The organism is Arthrobacter sp. 9E16, from assembly GCF_002929435.1.
GTDB classification, from domain to species: domain Bacteria; phylum Actinomycetota; class Actinomycetes; order Actinomycetales; family Micrococcaceae; genus Arthrobacter_B; species Arthrobacter_B sunyaminii.
Window position 1 is genome coordinate 1,092,904 of the sequence record NZ_PJIU01000002.1, and the last position, 16,665, is coordinate 1,109,568.

General features: G+C 64.4%; 14 protein-coding genes. 5 read left to right on the forward strand and 9 right to left on the reverse strand.

Annotated features, from left to right (window positions below):
- Positions 1–5 precede the first annotated feature (5 nt).
- The 3 genes from CXR00_RS11835 to CXR00_RS11845 are packed head-to-tail and all read right to left on the reverse strand — an operon-like array spanning position 6 to position 3,211.
- Positions 6–878 carry a carbohydrate ABC transporter permease gene (locus CXR00_RS11835; RefSeq protein WP_104054663.1) on the reverse strand — a complete coding sequence of 291 codons (873 nt, stop codon included), beginning with the start codon at positions 876–878 and terminating at the stop codon, positions 6–8.
- Positions 878–1,873 (reverse strand): carbohydrate ABC transporter permease, encoded by a 996-nt coding sequence (locus CXR00_RS11840; protein ID WP_181032315.1) that lies wholly within the window; start codon positions 1,871–1,873, stop codon positions 878–880. The genes CXR00_RS11835 and CXR00_RS11840 overlap by 1 nt, the downstream gene beginning before the upstream one ends.
- Positions 1,874–1,912: 39 nt before the next feature.
- The gene (locus tag CXR00_RS11845) at positions 1,913–3,211 is read right to left on the reverse strand and encodes an ABC transporter substrate-binding protein (protein WP_104054665.1); all 1,299 of its coding nucleotides are present in this window, start codon (positions 3,209–3,211) and stop codon (positions 1,913–1,915) included.
- A 118-nt stretch (positions 3,212–3,329) separates the two neighbouring features.
- On the opposite strand from CXR00_RS11845, the gene CXR00_RS11850 reads away from it, so the two are divergent.
- Positions 3,330–4,346: a LacI family DNA-binding transcriptional regulator gene (locus tag CXR00_RS11850; protein WP_104054666.1), complete on the forward strand. Its 1,017-nt coding sequence runs from the start codon at positions 3,330–3,332 to the stop codon at positions 4,344–4,346.
- Positions 4,347–4,419: 73 nt separating this feature from the next.
- On the opposite strand, the gene crcB is transcribed toward CXR00_RS11850, so the two are convergent.
- The 4 genes from crcB to CXR00_RS11870 all read right to left on the reverse strand — a co-directional run bounded on the left by crcB (position 4,420) and on the right by CXR00_RS11870 (position 10,798).
- The gene (gene crcB / locus CXR00_RS11855; protein WP_104054667.1) at positions 4,420–4,797 is read right to left on the reverse strand and encodes a fluoride efflux transporter CrcB; all 378 of its coding nucleotides are present in this window, start codon (positions 4,795–4,797) and stop codon (positions 4,420–4,422) included.
- Positions 4,794–5,252 (reverse strand): CrcB family protein, encoded by a 459-nt coding sequence (locus CXR00_RS11860; protein WP_104054668.1) that lies wholly within the window; start codon positions 5,250–5,252, stop codon positions 4,794–4,796. The genes crcB and CXR00_RS11860 overlap by 4 nt, the downstream gene beginning before the upstream one ends.
- A gap of 239 nt (positions 5,253–5,491) precedes the next feature.
- A complete protein-coding gene (locus tag CXR00_RS11865; RefSeq protein ID WP_104054669.1) occupies positions 5,492–9,049 on the reverse strand; it encodes a S41 family peptidase in 3,558 nt (1,185 codons plus the stop codon).
- A gap of 129 nt (positions 9,050–9,178) precedes the next feature.
- Positions 9,179–10,798 (reverse strand): protein kinase, encoded by a 1,620-nt coding sequence (locus CXR00_RS11870; RefSeq protein ID WP_104054670.1) that lies wholly within the window; start codon positions 10,796–10,798, stop codon positions 9,179–9,181.
- Positions 10,799–10,934: 136 nt separating this feature from the next.
- On the opposite strand from CXR00_RS11870, the gene lipB reads away from it, so the two are divergent.
- The 3 genes from lipB (at position 10,935) to CXR00_RS11885 (ending at position 13,521) form a co-directional block, all read left to right on the forward strand.
- Positions 10,935–11,657: a lipoyl(octanoyl) transferase LipB gene (lipB, locus tag CXR00_RS11875; protein WP_104054671.1), complete on the forward strand. Its 723-nt coding sequence runs from the start codon at positions 10,935–10,937 to the stop codon at positions 11,655–11,657.
- A complete protein-coding gene (gene lipA, locus CXR00_RS11880) occupies positions 11,654–12,658 on the forward strand; it encodes a lipoyl synthase (RefSeq protein WP_104054672.1) in 1,005 nt (334 codons plus the stop codon). The genes lipB and lipA overlap by 4 nt, the downstream gene beginning before the upstream one ends.
- 110 nt (positions 12,659–12,768) lie before the next feature.
- On the forward strand, positions 12,769–13,521 hold the full coding sequence (locus CXR00_RS11885; protein WP_104054673.1) for a DUF4191 domain-containing protein: 753 nt from the start codon (positions 12,769–12,771) through the stop codon (positions 13,519–13,521).
- Between the two features lie 97 nt (positions 13,522–13,618).
- Here the strand turns inward: CXR00_RS11885 and CXR00_RS11890 are convergent, their stop codons facing one another.
- Entirely contained in the window at positions 13,619–14,059 is a 441-nt protein-coding gene (locus tag CXR00_RS11890) for an RDD family protein (RefSeq protein WP_104054674.1), read from the reverse strand.
- 250 nt (positions 14,060–14,309) lie between these two features.
- On the opposite strand from CXR00_RS11890, the gene glnA reads away from it, so the two are divergent.
- The gene (gene glnA / locus CXR00_RS11895; RefSeq protein WP_104054675.1) at positions 14,310–15,734 is read left to right on the forward strand and encodes a type I glutamate--ammonia ligase; all 1,425 of its coding nucleotides are present in this window, start codon (positions 14,310–14,312) and stop codon (positions 15,732–15,734) included.
- Positions 15,735–15,874: 140 nt separating this feature from the next.
- Here the strand turns inward: glnA and CXR00_RS11900 are convergent, their stop codons facing one another.
- Complete coding sequence (locus CXR00_RS11900; protein ID WP_104054676.1) at positions 15,875–16,600, reverse strand: DUF2510 domain-containing protein; 726 nt, start codon at positions 16,598–16,600, stop codon at positions 15,875–15,877.
- Between the last annotated feature and the right edge of the window lie 65 nt (positions 16,601–16,665).

Genomic DNA, 16,665 nt, shown 5'->3' on the forward strand with positions numbered 1-16,665 from the left:
AAGTCCTATCCTTTGACCGCGCCGGTGAGTCCGCCGACGATGCGGCGCTCAAACAGCGTGAAGAAAATGAGTGCTGGAATCATGGACAGTGAGGTGAAGGCGAGTACCTTTGCCGTGTCCACCGAATACTGCGAAGCGAACGCCTGAACTCCGAGCGGAAGGGTGTAGGACGCCTGGTCGCTGAGGATGAACAGCGGCAGAAGATAGCTGTTCCAGCTCGCCACGAAGGCAAGAATGCCCGTCGTCACGACGCCCGGCAGGGACAGGGGAACCACCATCCGGAAGAAGAAGCCCAGGCGGCTGGTACCGTCAATCGCCGCTGCCTCTTCGATTTCGTCGGGGATGGCTTTGAGGAACGGCACCAGGATGATGATCGTCACCGGCAGGCCGAAGGCAATCTGCGGGAGAATCACGCCGCCCAGGCTGTTCATCAGGCCCAGGTCCCTGACGAGGATGTAGAGCGGCGTGATCGCCACGGTCATCGGGAACATGAGTCCGGCGGCGAAGAGCGAATACATCGCCCCGCGGCCGGCAAAGTTGTACCGCGCAAGAATGAAGCTGGCCATCAGCCCGAGCACCACCACACCAACGGTCGTGGCAATCGCGGCAATTGCCGAGTTGCCGACCTGCTGCCAGAAGGTCGGGCTCGCAAGCACCTCCGCGTAGTTGTCGAAATTCCACGGGTTTGGGAGTCCCGCGGGCGAATTGGTGATCTGCGAGTTGTCGCGGAAGCCGCCGAGAATAATGTAGATGACGGGTCCGAGGCAGAGTGAGATGAAGACAAACGCGACGAAGTAGGTCGCGGGGCTGCCCCATGGCTGGCGCTCCCTTGGCGGACGCTTTTTGCGCGGGCGCGTGGGAGTTTCGATAGCAGTCATCACTTCTTTCCTGACGTGAGGGCACCGGCGGTGTCCCGCCGAAGAACGAACCGCTGGTAGATCAATGCGATGACGAGGGAGATCAGGAACATGACGACGGCGACAGCGCTGCCGTAGCCGAAGTTGCCCGATGTGCGTCCGTTGGCAACCATGTAGGTGGCCATGGTCGAGGTCCCGGCTGTCGAGGCGACGTACTGTCCCCAGATGATGAAGACCAGGTCGAACAGCTGCAGCGAGCCGATGATGGACAGGAACGCCCAGATCCGCACGGTCGGCCCGAGAAGGGGCAGGGTAATGGCGCGCTGGGTCTGCCAGTAGCTGGCGCCGTCGATCGCGGCTGCCTCGAACAATTCGCTGGGAATGCTTTGCAGCCCGGCGAGGAAAAGAATGACGGCAAATCCGATGTACTTCCACGAGATGATCACCATCAGGGACCAGATGGCGATCTTCGGATCAGAGAGCCAGTCTGCCTTGAACGCTCCCAGCCCGATGCTGTCCAGCAGCCCGTTGACGGCACCGGATGTCTGCAGCATGAGGCCCCAGCCGATTCCGACTATGACCTCGGAAATGATGTACGGGACGAAGATGAGGACCCGGATGAGCGAGCGGCCCCGGATGCTCCGGTTGAGCAGGAGCGCGAGGACAACCGCAATGGGGCCCTGGATGACCAGGGAGAGCACCAGGATGAACCCGTTGTGCAGCAGCACGTCGTGAAACGCGCTGTCCTGGAAGATGATCTTATAGTTGTCGAAGCCGACGAAGTCTGTAGCCGGCCCAAAGCCCTTCCAACGGAAGAAGCCGTAGTAGCCGGCCAGGACCACCGGGAAGATGACGAAGCCGACAAAAACGAAGATGGCCGGCCCGGCCAGAAGCGTGATCTCGAGGCGTTTGCGCCAGTCCGTTGCACGCCGCCTGGGCCGCGGTGCGGCAGGGGACGACGCGCGGGCGCCGTCCCCTGCCTTAACCGTGCCCCGCGGCGGCTGAGCGTCCGTCATCAACGGAGCGCCGCCTGCAGGTTCAGTCATTGTCTGCTGCTATCCCTTGGCCGCTGCGTCGTTCACAGCGGAGACGATATCTTCGGCGGAGCCCTGACCGGCGAGCATATCGACAACACCCTTATTCAGCGCGTTACCGACGTTCTGGCCGAACAGGGTGTCCAGCCACACCGTCACGTACGGTGCGTCGTTGTATGCCTGGAGGATCGACTGAAGCGCCGGGTCGGTAACAGCTGCCTGGGCGTCCTGATTGGCCGGAAGAGTCTGGAACGCGTCCGCGTAGTCCTCCTGGTATTCCTGCTGCATGAAGAAGTTCAGGAATGCCGTGCACTCTTCCTGCGGCGCCTGGGCGGAGCAGGTGAATCCGTCGACGCCGCCCATCATGGCGCCTTCGGCGCCGTCGCCTCCGTCAACGGCGGGGAACGGGAACCAGTCCAGGTCTTCCAGCGGTTCCTGGTCGGGGGTCAGCGATGCGATGACACCCGGGTTCCAGGCACCCATGAGTTCCATGGCTGCTTTGTGGTTCGCCAGCAGACCTGCAGAGCTTCCGGCGCCCTGCTGTGCCGAGGTGGTGAGGAATCCGTTGTTGAACGGTTCCGTTTCCACGAACGCTTCCATCTCTTTTCCGGCCTCAAGCCAGCACGGGTCGTCAAACTTCTTCGACTCGGCCGCTTCGTCCATCGTGTCCTGCGAGCATGAGCGCAACGCGAAGAAGTAGTACCAGTGGGCAGCGGGCCAGGCGTCCTTGGCGCCGACGGCGATGGGGGCGATACCGGCAGTCTTGAGTTTGTCGACGGCGGAACCGAGCTCGTCCATTGTCGTCGGCGCCGCGTCGACGCCCGCTTCGGCCAAGAGGTCCTGGCTGAAGAAGATGCCGCCGGGCAGCACGGCGGTCGGCATGCCGTAAATTTTGCCGTCAACCTCGAAGGCGTTCAGCACGCCTTCGGGCACAGCGGCCCTGGTGGCATCGTCGATGGAATCGGTAATATCCATGGCCTGTCCGGCCGCAACCACATCCGCAAGCTTGCCACCGCCCCGCGCCATGAAGATGTCGGGCGCATCGCCGGAGTTCAGCGCTGTCTGCAGCTTCCCGTCCATTTCCTCGTTCTGGATGGACTGGATGTCGATCTTTACGCCGGGGTTTGCCTCCTCGAACGCTGCAACCGTCTTCTCCCAGTGCGCCTTGCCGGCGCCCGTCGTCGAGTTATGCCAGAACGTCATGGTGACGTCGCCGTCTTCTGTTGCTCCGCCGCCGGAGCCACACGCTGACAGACCGCCGAGCGCGATTGCGGTCGCCGCCCCAACTGTCAGCAGCTTCCTGATACCGTGCTTGTTCATCTTTGAACGCCTCTCGAAAGTTTCGACATTTGCGTCGAAAGCACCTAATGTGGTGTGAGCCTAGCAGCGGCACAGTTAAACGCAAGGGTTTCCCCTAACTAATACAGATTGGACCCTAATGGCCGACTCAGGCGGCAAGGTCAAACTCAATGAATTGGCCGTTGAGGCGGGAGTTTCACTCTCCACGGTTTCGAAAGTCCTCAACGGACGATCAGATGTGTCCGCACAGACGCGGGCAAAAGTCGAGGAGCTCCTCGGCAAGCACGGATATCAGCGGCGCCCCGGCCTGCCGAACAGAGACACCCTGATCGAGCTCGTTTTCCCCGAACTCGAGACAGCCTGGGCCATGGAGATAATTCGGGGAGTCGAAAATGTCGCCCGTGCCAACGATTTGAGCGTTGTACTTACCGAGTCAGGTGACCGCCATTCCCCGTCCCCGGCCTGGATCACCGGGGTTCTCCGCCGGCGCCCGGTTGGGGTGGTGCTCCTCTTCGCCGATCTCGCGGCGGAAGCCAAGGCGGCCCTGAAATCCCGCGCCATTCCGTTCGTCATCATCGACCCGGCCGGCGATCCGGCCCCCGATGTTCCCGCGGTCGGCTCGGCGAACTGGTCCGGCGGCCTCGTTGCCACCCGCCATCTCATCGAACTGGGACACACCAGGATTGCCGCGATCACCGGCCGCGACGACATGATGTGCTCCTTCGCCCGCGTCGACGGATACCGGTCCGCCATGAACTCGGCCGGTCTTGAGATCGATGAACGCTTCGTTCGATTCGGCAACTTCCGGGTGGATGGCGGCCGCCGCATCGCCCTTGAGCTCCTGACGCTGCCCGACCGACCCACAGCGATCTTCGCGGGAAGCGACCTCCAGGCACTTGGCGTCATCGAGGCGGCCAGAACCCTCGGGCTGCGGGTGCCCCTTGATTTGTCCATCGTCGGTTATGACGATCTGCAGCTCGCCCAGTGGTCCAGCCCTGCCCTCACAACCGTGCATCAGCCGCTCACTGAGATGGCCGAGGAGGCGGCGAGGCTCGTCATCCGCATGAGTGAGGGCACCCTGGAAACCATCCCCCGGATGGACCTCGCAACGCGGCTCGTCATCCGTGACAGTACGGCCGCGCCGGCTGCGGGCTGACGGGCCAAGCAGAGATCAGGCCCTCGGCCTTCATCTCACCTTCGAGTCCTGCTCGGATCTGCACCATTGCTCTTTACAGCTCCGCACCGACCCAGAGGCCGATCACGGCGGCCGCAACCGACACCACGAGCATGACGATACCGCTGATGAATGACGCGCCGTAGCGACCCTTTTTGATGAGCTGCACCGTCTCGTAGCTCGCCGTGCTGAACGTGGTGTAGCCGCCGAGGAACCCGGTGCCGATGACAATGCTGACGTCGGTCGACACAAAGTGCTCGATGGTGAGGCCGGTAAGAAAACCGAGCACCAGGGAGCCGGAGACGTTGATGATCGTCGTCGCCCACGCGAACCGCGTCTTGGAGTGGGCGCGGATGAAGCCGTCCAGGATGAACCGCACCACGGCGCCCAACCCGCCGGCCAGGGCGAGCAGCAGGAAAATTCCCGGGGTCATGTTGCGTCCTCCTGCTCATCTCTACGCGGACTCGAGCTCCGGTTATTGACGGCACTCGCAATGGCGATGCCCGCCCAGGTGGCGCAGGCGCCTACGATCACCGTTGCAAGCGCGTAGATCACCGCGGACCCGGGGAGCCCGTCACGAAAGAGCACCGCAGTGTCGGTGGCCAGCGAACTGTAGGTGGTGAAGCCGCCGCAGAAGCCGGTGCCGAGCAGCAGCTTGAGGTTCGCGCCGGTTGGGCGCGCCTTGTCGAGGCGGGTGACGGCTTCATAGAGGTAACCGAGCAGGAAAGCGCCGACCACGTTGATGATCGGGATGGCGATAGGAACCTCGCCCAGGTTCGGGATGGCGAGCGAAAGGCCCTCGCGGCTGGCGGCACCGAATCCACCGCCGACGAAAACAAGCGCAATCGCCGCCCAGCGCAGGTAGGACGGACGCGTAGCGGTATTCATTCGATGCTCCGAGGTTGGGTGGGGTTCCGGGAAACGCCGATGTCCGGGCGCTTCTCGGAAACGTCGGGATAAATGCCCATTTTCCGACGGTACTCCTACGCCCGTGCGCCTTCAACGCTGCAAGCTCTTGGGTGTCTGCGCCGGCCGGAACGCCGCAAAATGAAGGGACTCACAGCCCCGCTGCCCGTGGCCCTGCCTGCGAAGAAGAAGCAGGGCCGCGGACAGCCAAAGACCAGGATCTAGTGCCGGCCCGGAACCGCAGAGGAAGCCGCAACCGGTCCGGGAACCGTACCTCCGGGCACAGCCGCCGCCCCGGGCTCCGCCTGCGGACGCGGGGGAAGCGGAGCCGGCTGAAGCGACGGATAGCCGGCCATGGCCGGCGGCTGATCAGTGGGTATCTCCGACAGCATTTCGCGCAGGATGCCAACGCCGTGCTCCAGCTGGGGGTCGTCCCCTGCCACATAGGCATGCGGGGGGAATGCCACCTCAATGTCCGGCTCCACTCCGCGGTTTTCCACACCCCAGCCCACGCCGCCGGTGAACCAGAAGGCGTACCGCGGCTGGTTGACGGCGGTACCGTCCATGAGCTGGAACCGCCCGTCAATGCCGACGACGCCGCCCCAGGTCCGGGTGCCGACCACCGGTCCGATACTGCGCAGCTTGGCCACCTGGGTGATGATGTCACCGTCGGAACCGGCGAACTCGTCCGTTAGGATCACCACGGGGCCGCGGGGAGCATGATCCGGGTAGGGAGTTGGTTTTCCGCCGCGGGGGTTCGCCCAGGCAGTCACCTTCCGCCCGATCAGCTCGGCCACCAGCTGGGACGTGTGTCCCCCGCGGTTGCGCCGGACGTCCACCACCAGGGCCTGCTTCGATGCCTCCTGGTCCAGGTCACGGTGCAGCTGTGACCAGCCGTTGGCCACCATGTCCGGGATGTGCAGATAGCCGTATGCACCGTCGGATGCGTCGCGGACAATGCGGCGGTTGGCGTGGACCCAGTTCTGGTAACGGAGGCGTTCCTCGCTGCGCAGCGGCACGACGGCGATACGGCGCTGGGAGGGTGCGCCGTCGTCGTTTGTGGAGACAATGGTCAGCTCCACGGTGCGGCCGGCCGCCCCGGCAAGCAGTGGAGCGGGTCCTTCACCGGCCGGAACGGGCTGCCCGTCCACGGCGGCAATGATGTCGCCGGGGTGGACGTCCGCACCCGGGGCGCTCAGCGGTGACGTAGCCTGCGGGTCCGAAGACTCGGCGCCAAGAATGCGCACCACCTCCCAGCCGCCGGCTCCCGGCAGCAGGTCGGCGCCGAGGAACCCCTGGCTTCCCGAGCCCGGTTCCGTGACGGGAGCCGGAGTGACGTAGGCGTGGGAGGTGCCAAGTTCCCCGTGCATTTCCCAGAGCAGGTCAACCAGGTCATCGTGGCCGCCAAGGTTCTGGACCAGCGGCCGGTAGCGGGAGTGGACGCCTTCCCAGTCCAGTCCGCCCATGTCCGGAGCCCAGAAGAAGTCGCGCTGCAGCCGCCATGCTTCGTCAAAGGCCTGCCCCCACACCTGAACCGGATCAATCCGCACCCGGATCCGGTCCAACTCCACCCGGATGTCCTCCCCGGTTCCTTCCTCCACTTTGGCGGAGGCGGGAACCACCCGGACACCGCCGTCGTGGCGCAGCACCACCTTGGTGCCGTCACCGCTGACCTCAAAATCGTCCAGGGCAGGTACAAGGACGGACAGATCCTTCTTCACAAGATCGAAGCGTTCCAGCCGGGAGGCCGGGTCGCGGTCAGCGGCTGTGGCCCGGCCATCGCCGGTCACGCCGTAGATGTCAGCGGCCTGCCACAGCAGGGCTGAGTCTGCGGTCCGGAGCTTCTCGTAGCGTCCCTGCGGGACGGGAACGGCAATAATCCGGTCCCCTATCCGGTCAGCATCCACCACCACATCAGGAACCGCGGCGGCCTTTGCCGCGCCGTCATCTTTAGCCTCGTCCGCTGCGATAACCGCCGCGATGCCCGAAACCGAAGGCCCAAAGGGCGACGGTGTGCCCGCTGCCAGTGCCACCAGGAACGGCTTGGTGGAGGACGGGAAGCTCAAATCGAAGCGGTGCGTGTCATAGACAGGATCAAAGCTGCGCTCGGAAAGGAAGGCCAAGTAGCGGCCGTCAGTGGTGAACGAGGGATCGTGGTCGGTGAACCGGCCGTCAGTCACATCGATCACCGGTGCTTCCGTATCCAGCACGGACCGGAGCCGGATCCGGGTGCGCCCGTCCGCGCTGGACGGTTCCGCCCAGGCAAGCCACTGGGAGTCCGGCGAGAAGGCGAGCTGATCTACGGCGCCGAAGCCCGTGGAGGCCACCGGGAACAACTGGGCCGCAGCGACGTCGAGCACAAAGACTTCACCGTATTCGGTGGCCACGCCCACGCGCTTTCCGTCCGGACTGGGCGCCAGCTGGCTGACCCGGGTGGGCCGCTCGAACTCCACACGGACAGTGCTGTCCACCGGTTTGGGGGCGGATTCAGGCGTGGAGGCGGATTCGGGCGACTGTCCTCCCGCCGGAGATTCTGCAGCCAGCGGTCTTGCCTGCGGCAACCCGGCAGACCCGGCTGCGGACACCGGGCTGGGCAGAACCAGGCCGGCGCCGTCTGCGTCTTTCGCGGCAGGATCGGAAACGGGCGCCTCCTCCGCGGCCCGGGAGCCGACAGCGGATCCAACCGACAGCTCGGCGAAGACATCCTTAATGTAAATCGCTTCTTCCCCCTGGCGGTCCGAGACGAACACGGCCCGGGAATCGCCCAGCGGGCGACCCAGGCGGGCGCGCACCGCGGAATCCGCTTCAATGACCCGGGAGGGCCCGTCGCGGTGGGTGAGCCAGTGAAGCGTGCCGTGGGTTTCCACCACGCTGGCGTTTCCGGCGGCATCGGGGACGACGCCGGCAAGATGCCTGGCAACGTCCAGCGGACGCGGGCGCCGGGCAGTGCCGGCGGACCCGAGGACGATGTCCAGGGGCTGGGCTTCAGCGTCCAGTGAGGGCAGCAGCCACAAACGTCCTGCCGATTCGAAGACAATGCGGCTGCCGTCCGAGGAAGCGTGGCGGACATAGAAGGTGTCAAAGTCCGTGTGCCGGCGCAGATCCGAGCCCGACGGCGTTACCGAATACAGGTTGCCGTATCCCTCGTGGTCGGACAGGAAAGCAACCCGCCCCTCAATCCACATGGGGTCCGACAGGTTGCCGTCAAGCTCGGGGACAAGGCGTTCGAATTCCCCGTTGCCGTCCGCGTCAATCCACAGTTTTCCGGCCGTGCCGCCGCGGTAGCGCTTCCACCAGGCCTGTTCACGGGTGAGCATGCTGCCGATGACCATGGGGCGTTCATCACCGACGGCCGGTCCTTCGGCGATGGTTTCCACCGGGCCGTACGGAAGCTTGACGGACGCCGCGCCGTCCAGGGGAACGGCGAAGGCCCACCGCAGGCGGCTGTCCTCCTGCTCCACGGAACTGGTGGCTATAACCTGCCCCGCCGAGTTGAATCCCTTCATGCGGGTACTTTGGCTGCCCCAGAAGGTCAGCTGCCGGAAGTTCCCGCCGCTGACATCCGCCGTGACGATCTCCGGAGCACCGCCCTGGACCACCTGCCACGCCACTTGGGTGCCGTCCGGAGAGAACTTCGGGCTGCGGGCCGGCAGCTGCATGGAAGAAACGCGCCAGGCACGTCCGCCGGTAACCGGCGCCATCCAGACGTCGTCTTCCGCCACAAAGGTGACGAGATCGCCATGCAGATCGGGGTAACGAAGGTAAGCAGTTGAACTCATGGATCGATCCTATCTTTCACGGACCGCTCGGCTTTTCAGAAACAGACCGGCTGCGGCATATCGCGGAGACGGGGTCAGCCCGATGAGGACGGCACCGGCGGCACCGATGGCACCGATGACAGCTACGGCTCAGGCGGGCGGCGCCAAAATGTCCTCGATGCGCCAGCCGTCTGCGGTCCGCACCATGACCAGGACAACGTCTTGGTTGGATATTGCCGCCACGTTCCGGACCATTGCCCCGCGTGCGTCACGCTCCGCGTAGGCAGAAGTGGAGACGGCGGCCCGTATGCTGACCTTCCCTTCCTGCCCCGGTACGGCCGGTCCCGCGGACACAATCTCGACCGCCAGTCCGGAGAGCACTGTGCCGGAGGCCTCGAGTTTGGAGATTTCCGCCTGATCCGCTTGCATGGCCGGCGAGCGCGCCACGTTGATGTCCGTGAGCAACTCCGCGTCAGCTGCGGTGAACGCGCGTGCCCTCAATTCGGCGAGGGCACGCGCCGCTGCCACGGGATCGCTGCCGTTGACCATGAGCTGAAGCTCCGGATCCGTTGTCCGGGCCAGCGATAACTGTTCGGCAGGTTCACCCGGTTCCGTCCCCGGTCCGTCGTCGGTGCCCGTCGGAGCGGGTGTGTTTGCTCCCGAACCGATATCCGGGTCTGCTCCTTTGTCCGCGTCATTGACGGGGGCGGCACCCGACGCAGGCGGCGCGGTTTTGGGTTCCCCTGACGCCGCGCCCTGCAGGATTTCCGGCGCGGCTACCGCCACAGCTCCCAGTCCCATGGTTGCTGCCACGAGCACGGCAGCTGCCCCCAGCAGCACCCGGTTTGGCCGGTGTTTCTCCTCCCGGTGTTCCGGAAGGGCGCCCTCCCGGTGCGCCTGCCCCGGGTTTGCCCGCCGGACCCGCCTCAGCAAACCCCCGGCGGCTCTTCCCCGCTCCAGCCGGGATCGGCGCGTGGGTAATCCGTCAGCGGGGCCGGGAGCCTTCGCCAGGGCCAGGTTCAACGGCTCGGCGGGCATCGATTCAAACACCCGGCGGGCAAACTCAGCAGCGTCAGGCCGAAGCCCCGCTTCCTCCTGCAGCCCGGCATCAATAACCTCAGCGAGCGCTGCCGGGATTTCAGGAACCAGAACGGACAGCGGCAGGCGTCGTTCAGCCGGGGGCAGCGCCCGTCCCGTCAGGATGAGCCATCCCACGGAGGCGAGGGCCAGGACGTCACCCTCCTGCGACGCCGCTGATACCCGCCCGGTTCCGAGCAGGGCCGCGGTCCCGAGATCAGCCAACAGGGGTTTACCGCTGGAAGTGAAAAGGATGTTGTTGGGCGAAACCTCACCGTGACAGACGTTCAGGGTATGAAGATAAGCCAGCACTGACGCCACCCCCACCAGCACCGTCACGGCCTCTCCCGGCTGGAGAGTGCCCCGGGCCTGCAGCACCCGGCCAAGGGAACCTCCCTGGGCCCACTCCATCAAAAGCCCCGGTCCCTGATCCGTATCCAGGACGGTGTGGACGCGCAGCAGGTTTTCATGCTCAAAACGGGACAGGATGTTCAGCTCCCGCCGGGTTTCAAAGGTGGTTCCGGGACCACCCGGTGAGGCAGCGGGAATCTTCAGTGCAAAGCGGGCGCCGTCGCCCTCCCTCGCTACGGCCCATACCCGGGCCGTGGCGCCCGAGCCGAGCAGCTGCCCGGCCCGGTACCCCTCATCGACTTCCGGCGGGCGGGCTGGACCAGCCGGTTCATTGAACTCCATGCACTCTGTTGTAGTCCGAACCGCCGCATCGTGCAGAAGTTATCCACAGCTGTTCCAGGCACGGGATCACACCCTCTTCCAAGGTGTGATCAACGCCATAGTCGGAACTTCTGCCGCGGCAGTCTAGGCTGTCCCCATGGCTTTGGAGTTCCTGCGCATCGGCCTTGCCCCGGATTACGTGGATTACCTGGATGGTTGGGACCGGCAACGTGCCCTGCATGAGCGTGTTCTGGCCGGCTCGGCACCGGACACGGTGTTGCTGCTGGAGCATTCCCCCGTGTACACAGCCGGCAAACGGACTGAGGACCATGAACGGCCCTTTGACGGAACACCGGTGATCCCCGTGGACCGCGGCGGCAAGCTTACCTGGCACGGCCCGGGCCAGCTGGTGGGATACCCCATCCTTCGGCTGCCCGATCCCAGCAAGGTCGCAGACTATGTGGCCACGCTGGAGGACGCACTCATCGCCGTCCTCGCCGACTACGGGATCCGCGGCGAACGGGTCGCCGGGCGCTCCGGCGTGTGGGTGCGCGACGGCGGCCCCGACCGGAAGATCGCCGCAATCGGCATCCGGGTCAACCACGGCGTCACAATGCACGGCTTCTCACTGAACTGCAACAACGATCTGGCCCCCTACGCGCAGATCGTGGCCTGCGGAATCACGGACGCGGGAACCACTTCCATCTCGGCCGAGACCGGCCAAGTTGTCACGCCTGCCGATCTGGTGTCCCGGGTGGAGGAAGAACTCCTTCGCCGCAGGGACCATCTTGTCCGCGAACATCCTGTTCGGGTCACGGACACCATCTCTCCGGAACCGGGCGCCACCGCGCCGGGCCGGCTGAAAGGATCCCTCCTATGACCCTCGCCCCCGAAGGACGCCGCCTGCTGCGCATCGAACAGCGCAACGTAGCCGTGCCCGTGGAACGCAAGCCGGAGTGGATCAAGGCCAAAGTGGCCATTGGCCCCGAGTACGTGCACCTGAAGGAACAGGTCAAGAAGGAAGGCCTGCACACCGTCTGCGAGGAAGCCGGCTGCCCCAACATTTTCGAATGCTGGGAGGACAAGGAGGCCACCTTCCTGATTGGCGGCTCTGAATGCACCCGCCGCTGCGACTTCTGCCAAATCGACACCGGCAAACCCTCAGCAGTGGACCTTTTCGAGCCCACCAAAGTTGCCCGTTCGGTGCAGAAGATGAACCTGCGCTACGCCACGGTCACCGGCGTGGCCCGCGACGACCTCGAGGATGAGGGTGTCTGGCTCTATGCAGAAACCATCCGGAAGATCCACGAACTGAACCCGGGCACCGGCGTCGAAATCCTGATTCCGGACTTTTCCGGCAAACCCGAGCACATCGAGGCAATCTGCGCTGCCCGCCCCGAGGTCTTTGCCCACAACGTGGAAACCGTGCCGCGGCTCTTCAAGCGCATCCGGCCGGCCTTCCGCTACGAGCGTTCGCTTGACGTCATCACGCAGGGACAGAAGCTGGGCATGGTCACCAAGTCCAACCTGATCCTGGGGATGGGTGAAACACGCGAGGAGCTTTCCGGGGCCCTCCGGGATCTGCGCGACGCCGGTTGCGACCTGATCACGATCACCCAGTACCTGCGCCCCAGTGAGCGCCACCTTCCGGTGGACCGGTGGGTGAAGCCGCAGGAGTTTGTCGAGCTCAGCGACGAAGCCACGGAACTGGGTTTCCTGGGTGTGATGAGCGGACCCCTTGTCCGTTCCTCTTACCGGGCGGGACGGCTCTGGGCGGGCGCTATGCGCAGGAAAGGGCTTGACCTGCCCCCTCAGCTGGCACATATCGAGGATTCAGGCTCCACCCTCCAGGAAGCGTCCACCATTCTCGCGCGCGGCTGACCGCTCTGTCCGCCCGGCGCGAACCGGCACCGCCCAAACCGCCGGAGTTACGCTTTCGCACTGTTTCACGGCACGGAGCGGATACGGATATCACGTAGAATTGAACCACTATGGCCAACAGCACAGATTCCGACGCACCCAAGAGCGCCCGCCGCGGCCTCTTCTCCCGCAAGCCCAAAGCGGAAAAGAAGAAAAAAGGCCCGGGCCGCATGAAGCAGATCGCCGACGTCTTCAAGATGACGCGGCGCAACGACCCCAACCTGGTGTGGGTGATGGCAGGTGCGTTCCTGGGCATCATCGCCGTCGGGCTGCTGATCGGGCTGCTGATCGACAACTGGATCACGATGCTTATCATCGCGGTCCCCCTGGGCCTGCTGGCCGCTGTATTCATCCTGTCCCGCCGCGCCGAACGCGCAGCCTTCACCCAAATTGAGGGTCAGCCGGGAGCGTCCGGCGCCGCCCTCAGCATCCTGCGCCGCGGCTGGATCCTGGAAGAGCAGCCCGTTGCCGTGAACCCGCGCAGCCAGGAAGCCGTCTTCCGTGCCATCGGACGCCCGGGCATCGTCCTGGTGACCGAGGGCGCACCGGGCCGCGCAAAGGCACTGGCCGACGGCGAACGCCGCCGTATGAACCGCATCGCGCCGAACGTACCCGTGCATGTCATCCAGACCGGCAAGGGAGAGAACCTCACCCCGCTGTCACAGGTCGCAAAGAAGGCCAAGAAACTGCCCAAGGCGCTGACCAAGCAGGAAGTCCAGGCCGTCAACAAGCGCCTGGCGGCCCTGGGAACGCGCCTGCCGATCCCCAAGGGCATTGACCCGTACAAGGCCCGTCCGGACCGCAAAGCTTCACGCGGACGGTAAAGGCCTCCACAACACCAAAACAATGAAGGGCCCCTCCTCTGGAGGGGCCCTTCATTGTTGACGGAAAGCAAACAAATCAGCGGGTGGGACGGTTTCGCTAGTGCTTGACCTTCACAAGGACGGTTCCCATGGCGCGGTCGTGCAGGCCGCGCTGGTCCTCATCGAAGACAACGGCCGGAATCACCACGCACAGCAACAGCGTGCGCACGACGGCGGCCAGCGGGCCTGCGGGCCGGCCGTCCAGCTTCTGGACCTGCAGGCTGAACGTGCGGTGCCCAATGCCGTATCCCAGCAGTGACACGAGCACGATCTGTTCCACGGCGAAAATGGCGAGGATGGCGGTGGAGGAGCCGCCAAAAAACGCATAACCAATGACCGAGGCAATAGCCCAGTCAATAATGATTGCGCCCAGCCGCGGGCCCACGCGCGCGATGCTGCCGGGACCGGTCTTTGGCCGCCCCAGCCGCTTGCCCGGCCAGGAATTCTCGTCGGAGGGAGGCCCTTCAAGCCACGAACCTAAACTTCTTCTATCAACCACCGTTTAAGACTACCCGGACTGTGTGTTGCGCCGGCCCGGGTGGCAAATGCCCGCGTCAGTTCCGTACACGCTAGGGTGGAGGGGAGACTTCGGTTTGCGTAACTTGGCTGAAACACGGCCGTCACGGATGAGAAATTAGTTGGCCCTAGAGTTCTAAGCAGTTGACAGCGATCCCGTTTCCAGCCTGCTGCAGGTCAGGATGTGCAGTCCGGAGTCATCCACCCAATTGTGTATAAGGAGCAAAGTACCGATGTTCAAAACTGCGGACGAAGTCCTCAAGTTCATCGCTGACGAAGATGTGAAGTTCGTCGACATCCGATTCACCGACCTCCCCGGAGTGCAGCAGCACTTCAACGTACCGGCGAAGTCCGTAGATGCCGACTTCTTCATCAACGGCCAGCTCTTCGACGGGTCTTCCATCCGCGGGTTCCAGGGAATCGCCGAATCCGACATGCAGCTGATTCCCGACGTGACCACCGCGTTCCTGGATCCGTTCCGCATCGAGAAGACCCTGGCGCTGAACTTCTCCATCGTCAATCCCCGCACCGGCGAGCCGTACCACCGCGACCCGCGCGGCGTAGCCGAGCGCGCTGAGGCCTACCTGGCCTCCACCGGCATTGCCGACACGGCCTACTTCGGTTCCGAGGCCGAGTTCTACATCTTCGACAACGTCCAGTACGAGTCCTCCCCGCAGGGCAGCTTCTACAAGGTCGACTCCATCGAGGCACCGTGGAACAGCGGCCGCGAAGAAGCCGGCGGAAACCTTGGCAACAAGACCCCGTTCAAGGGCGGCTACTTCCCCGTGGCTCCCGTGGACAAGCAGGCTGACCTGCGCGACGCGATCTGCGTGGAGCTGGACAACGCCGGCCTCGAGGTTGAGCGCGCCCACCATGAGGTTGGCGGTGCCGGCCAGGCCGAGATCAACTACAAGTTCACCACCATGACGCACGCGGCCGATGACCTGCTGAAGTTCAAGTACATCGTCAAGAACGTCGCCGATGCCTGGGGCAAGTCCGCCACCTTTATGCCGAAGCCGGTCTTCGGTGACAACGGTTCGGGCATGCACTGCCACCAGTCCCTGTGGAACGGCTCCACGCCGCTGTTCTACGACGAGAAGGGCTACGCCGGCCTGTCCGACGTCGCCCGCTGGTACATCGGCGGCCTGCTCAAGCACGCTTCCGCCGTCCTGGCCTTCACCAACCCGACGGTGAACTCCTACCGCCGCCTGGTCAAGGGCTTCGAAGCTCCGGTCAACATGGTGTACTCGCAGGGCAACCGCTCGGCCGGTATCCGGATCCCGATCACCGGTTCCAACCCGAAGGCCAAGCGCCTTGAGTTCCGCGCTCCGGACCCTTCCTCCAACCCGTACCTGGCCTTCGCCGCACAGCTGATGGCAGGCCTGGACGGCATCAAGAACCGCATCGAGCCCGCTGACCCGATCGACAAGGATCTCTACGAGCTTCCCCCCGAAGAGGCCCGCGGCATCCAGCTGGCACCGGGTTCGCTGGAAGAGGCACTCGATGCGTTGGAGAACGACAACGAGTTCCTCCAGGCCGGCGGCGTGTTTACCCAGGACTTGATTGACACCTGGATCGCATACAAGCGCGAAAACGAAATCCAGCCGCTGCTGCTGCGCCCGAACCCTTACGAGTTCGAGCTCTACTACGGCTGCTAATCCCTAGCTCCGGCAGCGTCGCTAACCTTCGGCGGCTGCAGCCGGAGCTGATGGAGCACTAAAGAGAGTCCGCGTCCTGCTGTATCAGCAGGACGCGGACTCTCTTGTCTATATTGTTTGTCTGTTTCACCGGGTGCGCACTAGTACATCGATGCCGCGCCTACCGAAGAGAAGATGAGTGCCAGCAACAGCACGGTGATGACGGTAAAGAGGATTCCAAAGATCAACCCTATGATCCCGAATACCTTGTAGGCCGGCGCATGGTCCGGGCCCTGGTTGGAGAGCCCAATGGCAGAGAACGCGCCGGCTGAAAGGGCGATGAGAGTGCCGAGGAACGGGATCCAAAAGGAGAACATGGCCACGAAGCCCAAAATAAACCCGGTCAGGGCCAGTGCGTTCGTTCGGCGTGCAGGCGGAGGATAGCCGGGAAAACCCTGGTAGCCGGGGTATCCCGGGTAGCCGGGGTAGCCGGGGTATCCCGATGGCGGTTCCCCTGAGCTGCCGCCGTGGTATCCCTGGCCGGCGGGCTGGTAGGCCGGATTGTCTTGCTGGTATGCGGGGTAACCCTGCGGCTGGCCTGGCTCAGGGTAGGACGGCAGGGGTGCGTGGGTCCGGGTAAAGTCCGGACGGGTTTTCATAGCGGGGTCTTCCTGCTGATCGCCGTGTGGAATCCCGGTCTCCCGAGGCTCAGACTCCCCCGGCCTCTCTTCGCTGCTGGCGTGTTCGCCGCTGCCCGGTTCGGCGGGCACAGGAACCGTGCCACCTGCCAGCGGCAAGGTATAAGTGCTCCACTCCCTGCCGTCCCACCATCTCTGCTCTCCGGGATGAGCCGGATCCTGGTACCAGCCGGGCAGTGGCGTTGTCATGCGGATCTCCTGGTGGTTCGGCGGCAGGCATTGCGGTCACGGGTGGACCTGTGTTGTCGGTTCTA

Bases quoted from the DNA above. Each gene is read 5' to 3' on its own strand.
- CXR00_RS11865 (WP_104054669.1), bottom strand. From the start codon at position 9,049: ATGAGTTCAACTGCTTACCTTCGTTACCCCGATCTGCATGGCGATCTC.
- CXR00_RS11870 (WP_104054670.1), bottom strand. From the start codon at position 10,798: ATGGAGTTCAATGAACCGGCTGGTCCAGCCCGCCCGCCGGAAGTCGAT.
- CXR00_RS11860 (WP_104054668.1), bottom strand. From the start codon at position 5,252: ATGAATACCGCTACGCGTCCGTCCTACCTGCGCTGGGCGGCGATTGCG.
- lipB (WP_104054671.1), top strand. From the start codon at position 10,935: ATGGCTTTGGAGTTCCTGCGCATCGGCCTTGCCCCGGATTACGTGGAT.
- glnA (WP_104054675.1), top strand. From the start codon at position 14,310: ATGTTCAAAACTGCGGACGAAGTCCTCAAGTTCATCGCTGACGAAGAT.
- lipA (WP_104054672.1), top strand. From the start codon at position 11,654: ATGACCCTCGCCCCCGAAGGACGCCGCCTGCTGCGCATCGAACAGCGC.
- CXR00_RS11835 (WP_104054663.1), bottom strand. From the start codon at position 878: ATGACTGCTATCGAAACTCCCACGCGCCCGCGCAAAAAGCGTCCGCCA.
- CXR00_RS11845 (WP_104054665.1), bottom strand. From the start codon at position 3,211: ATGAACAAGCACGGTATCAGGAAGCTGCTGACAGTTGGGGCGGCGACC.
- CXR00_RS11885 (WP_104054673.1), top strand. From the start codon at position 12,769: ATGGCCAACAGCACAGATTCCGACGCACCCAAGAGCGCCCGCCGCGGC.
- CXR00_RS11840 (WP_181032315.1), bottom strand. From the start codon at position 1,873: ATGACGGACGCTCAGCCGCCGCGGGGCACGGTTAAGGCAGGGGACGGC.
- CXR00_RS11850 (WP_104054666.1), top strand. From the start codon at position 3,330: ATGGCCGACTCAGGCGGCAAGGTCAAACTCAATGAATTGGCCGTTGAG.
- CXR00_RS11900 (WP_104054676.1), bottom strand. From the start codon at position 16,600: ATGACAACGCCACTGCCCGGCTGGTACCAGGATCCGGCTCATCCCGGA.
- crcB (WP_104054667.1), bottom strand. From the start codon at position 4,797: ATGACCCCGGGAATTTTCCTGCTGCTCGCCCTGGCCGGCGGGTTGGGC.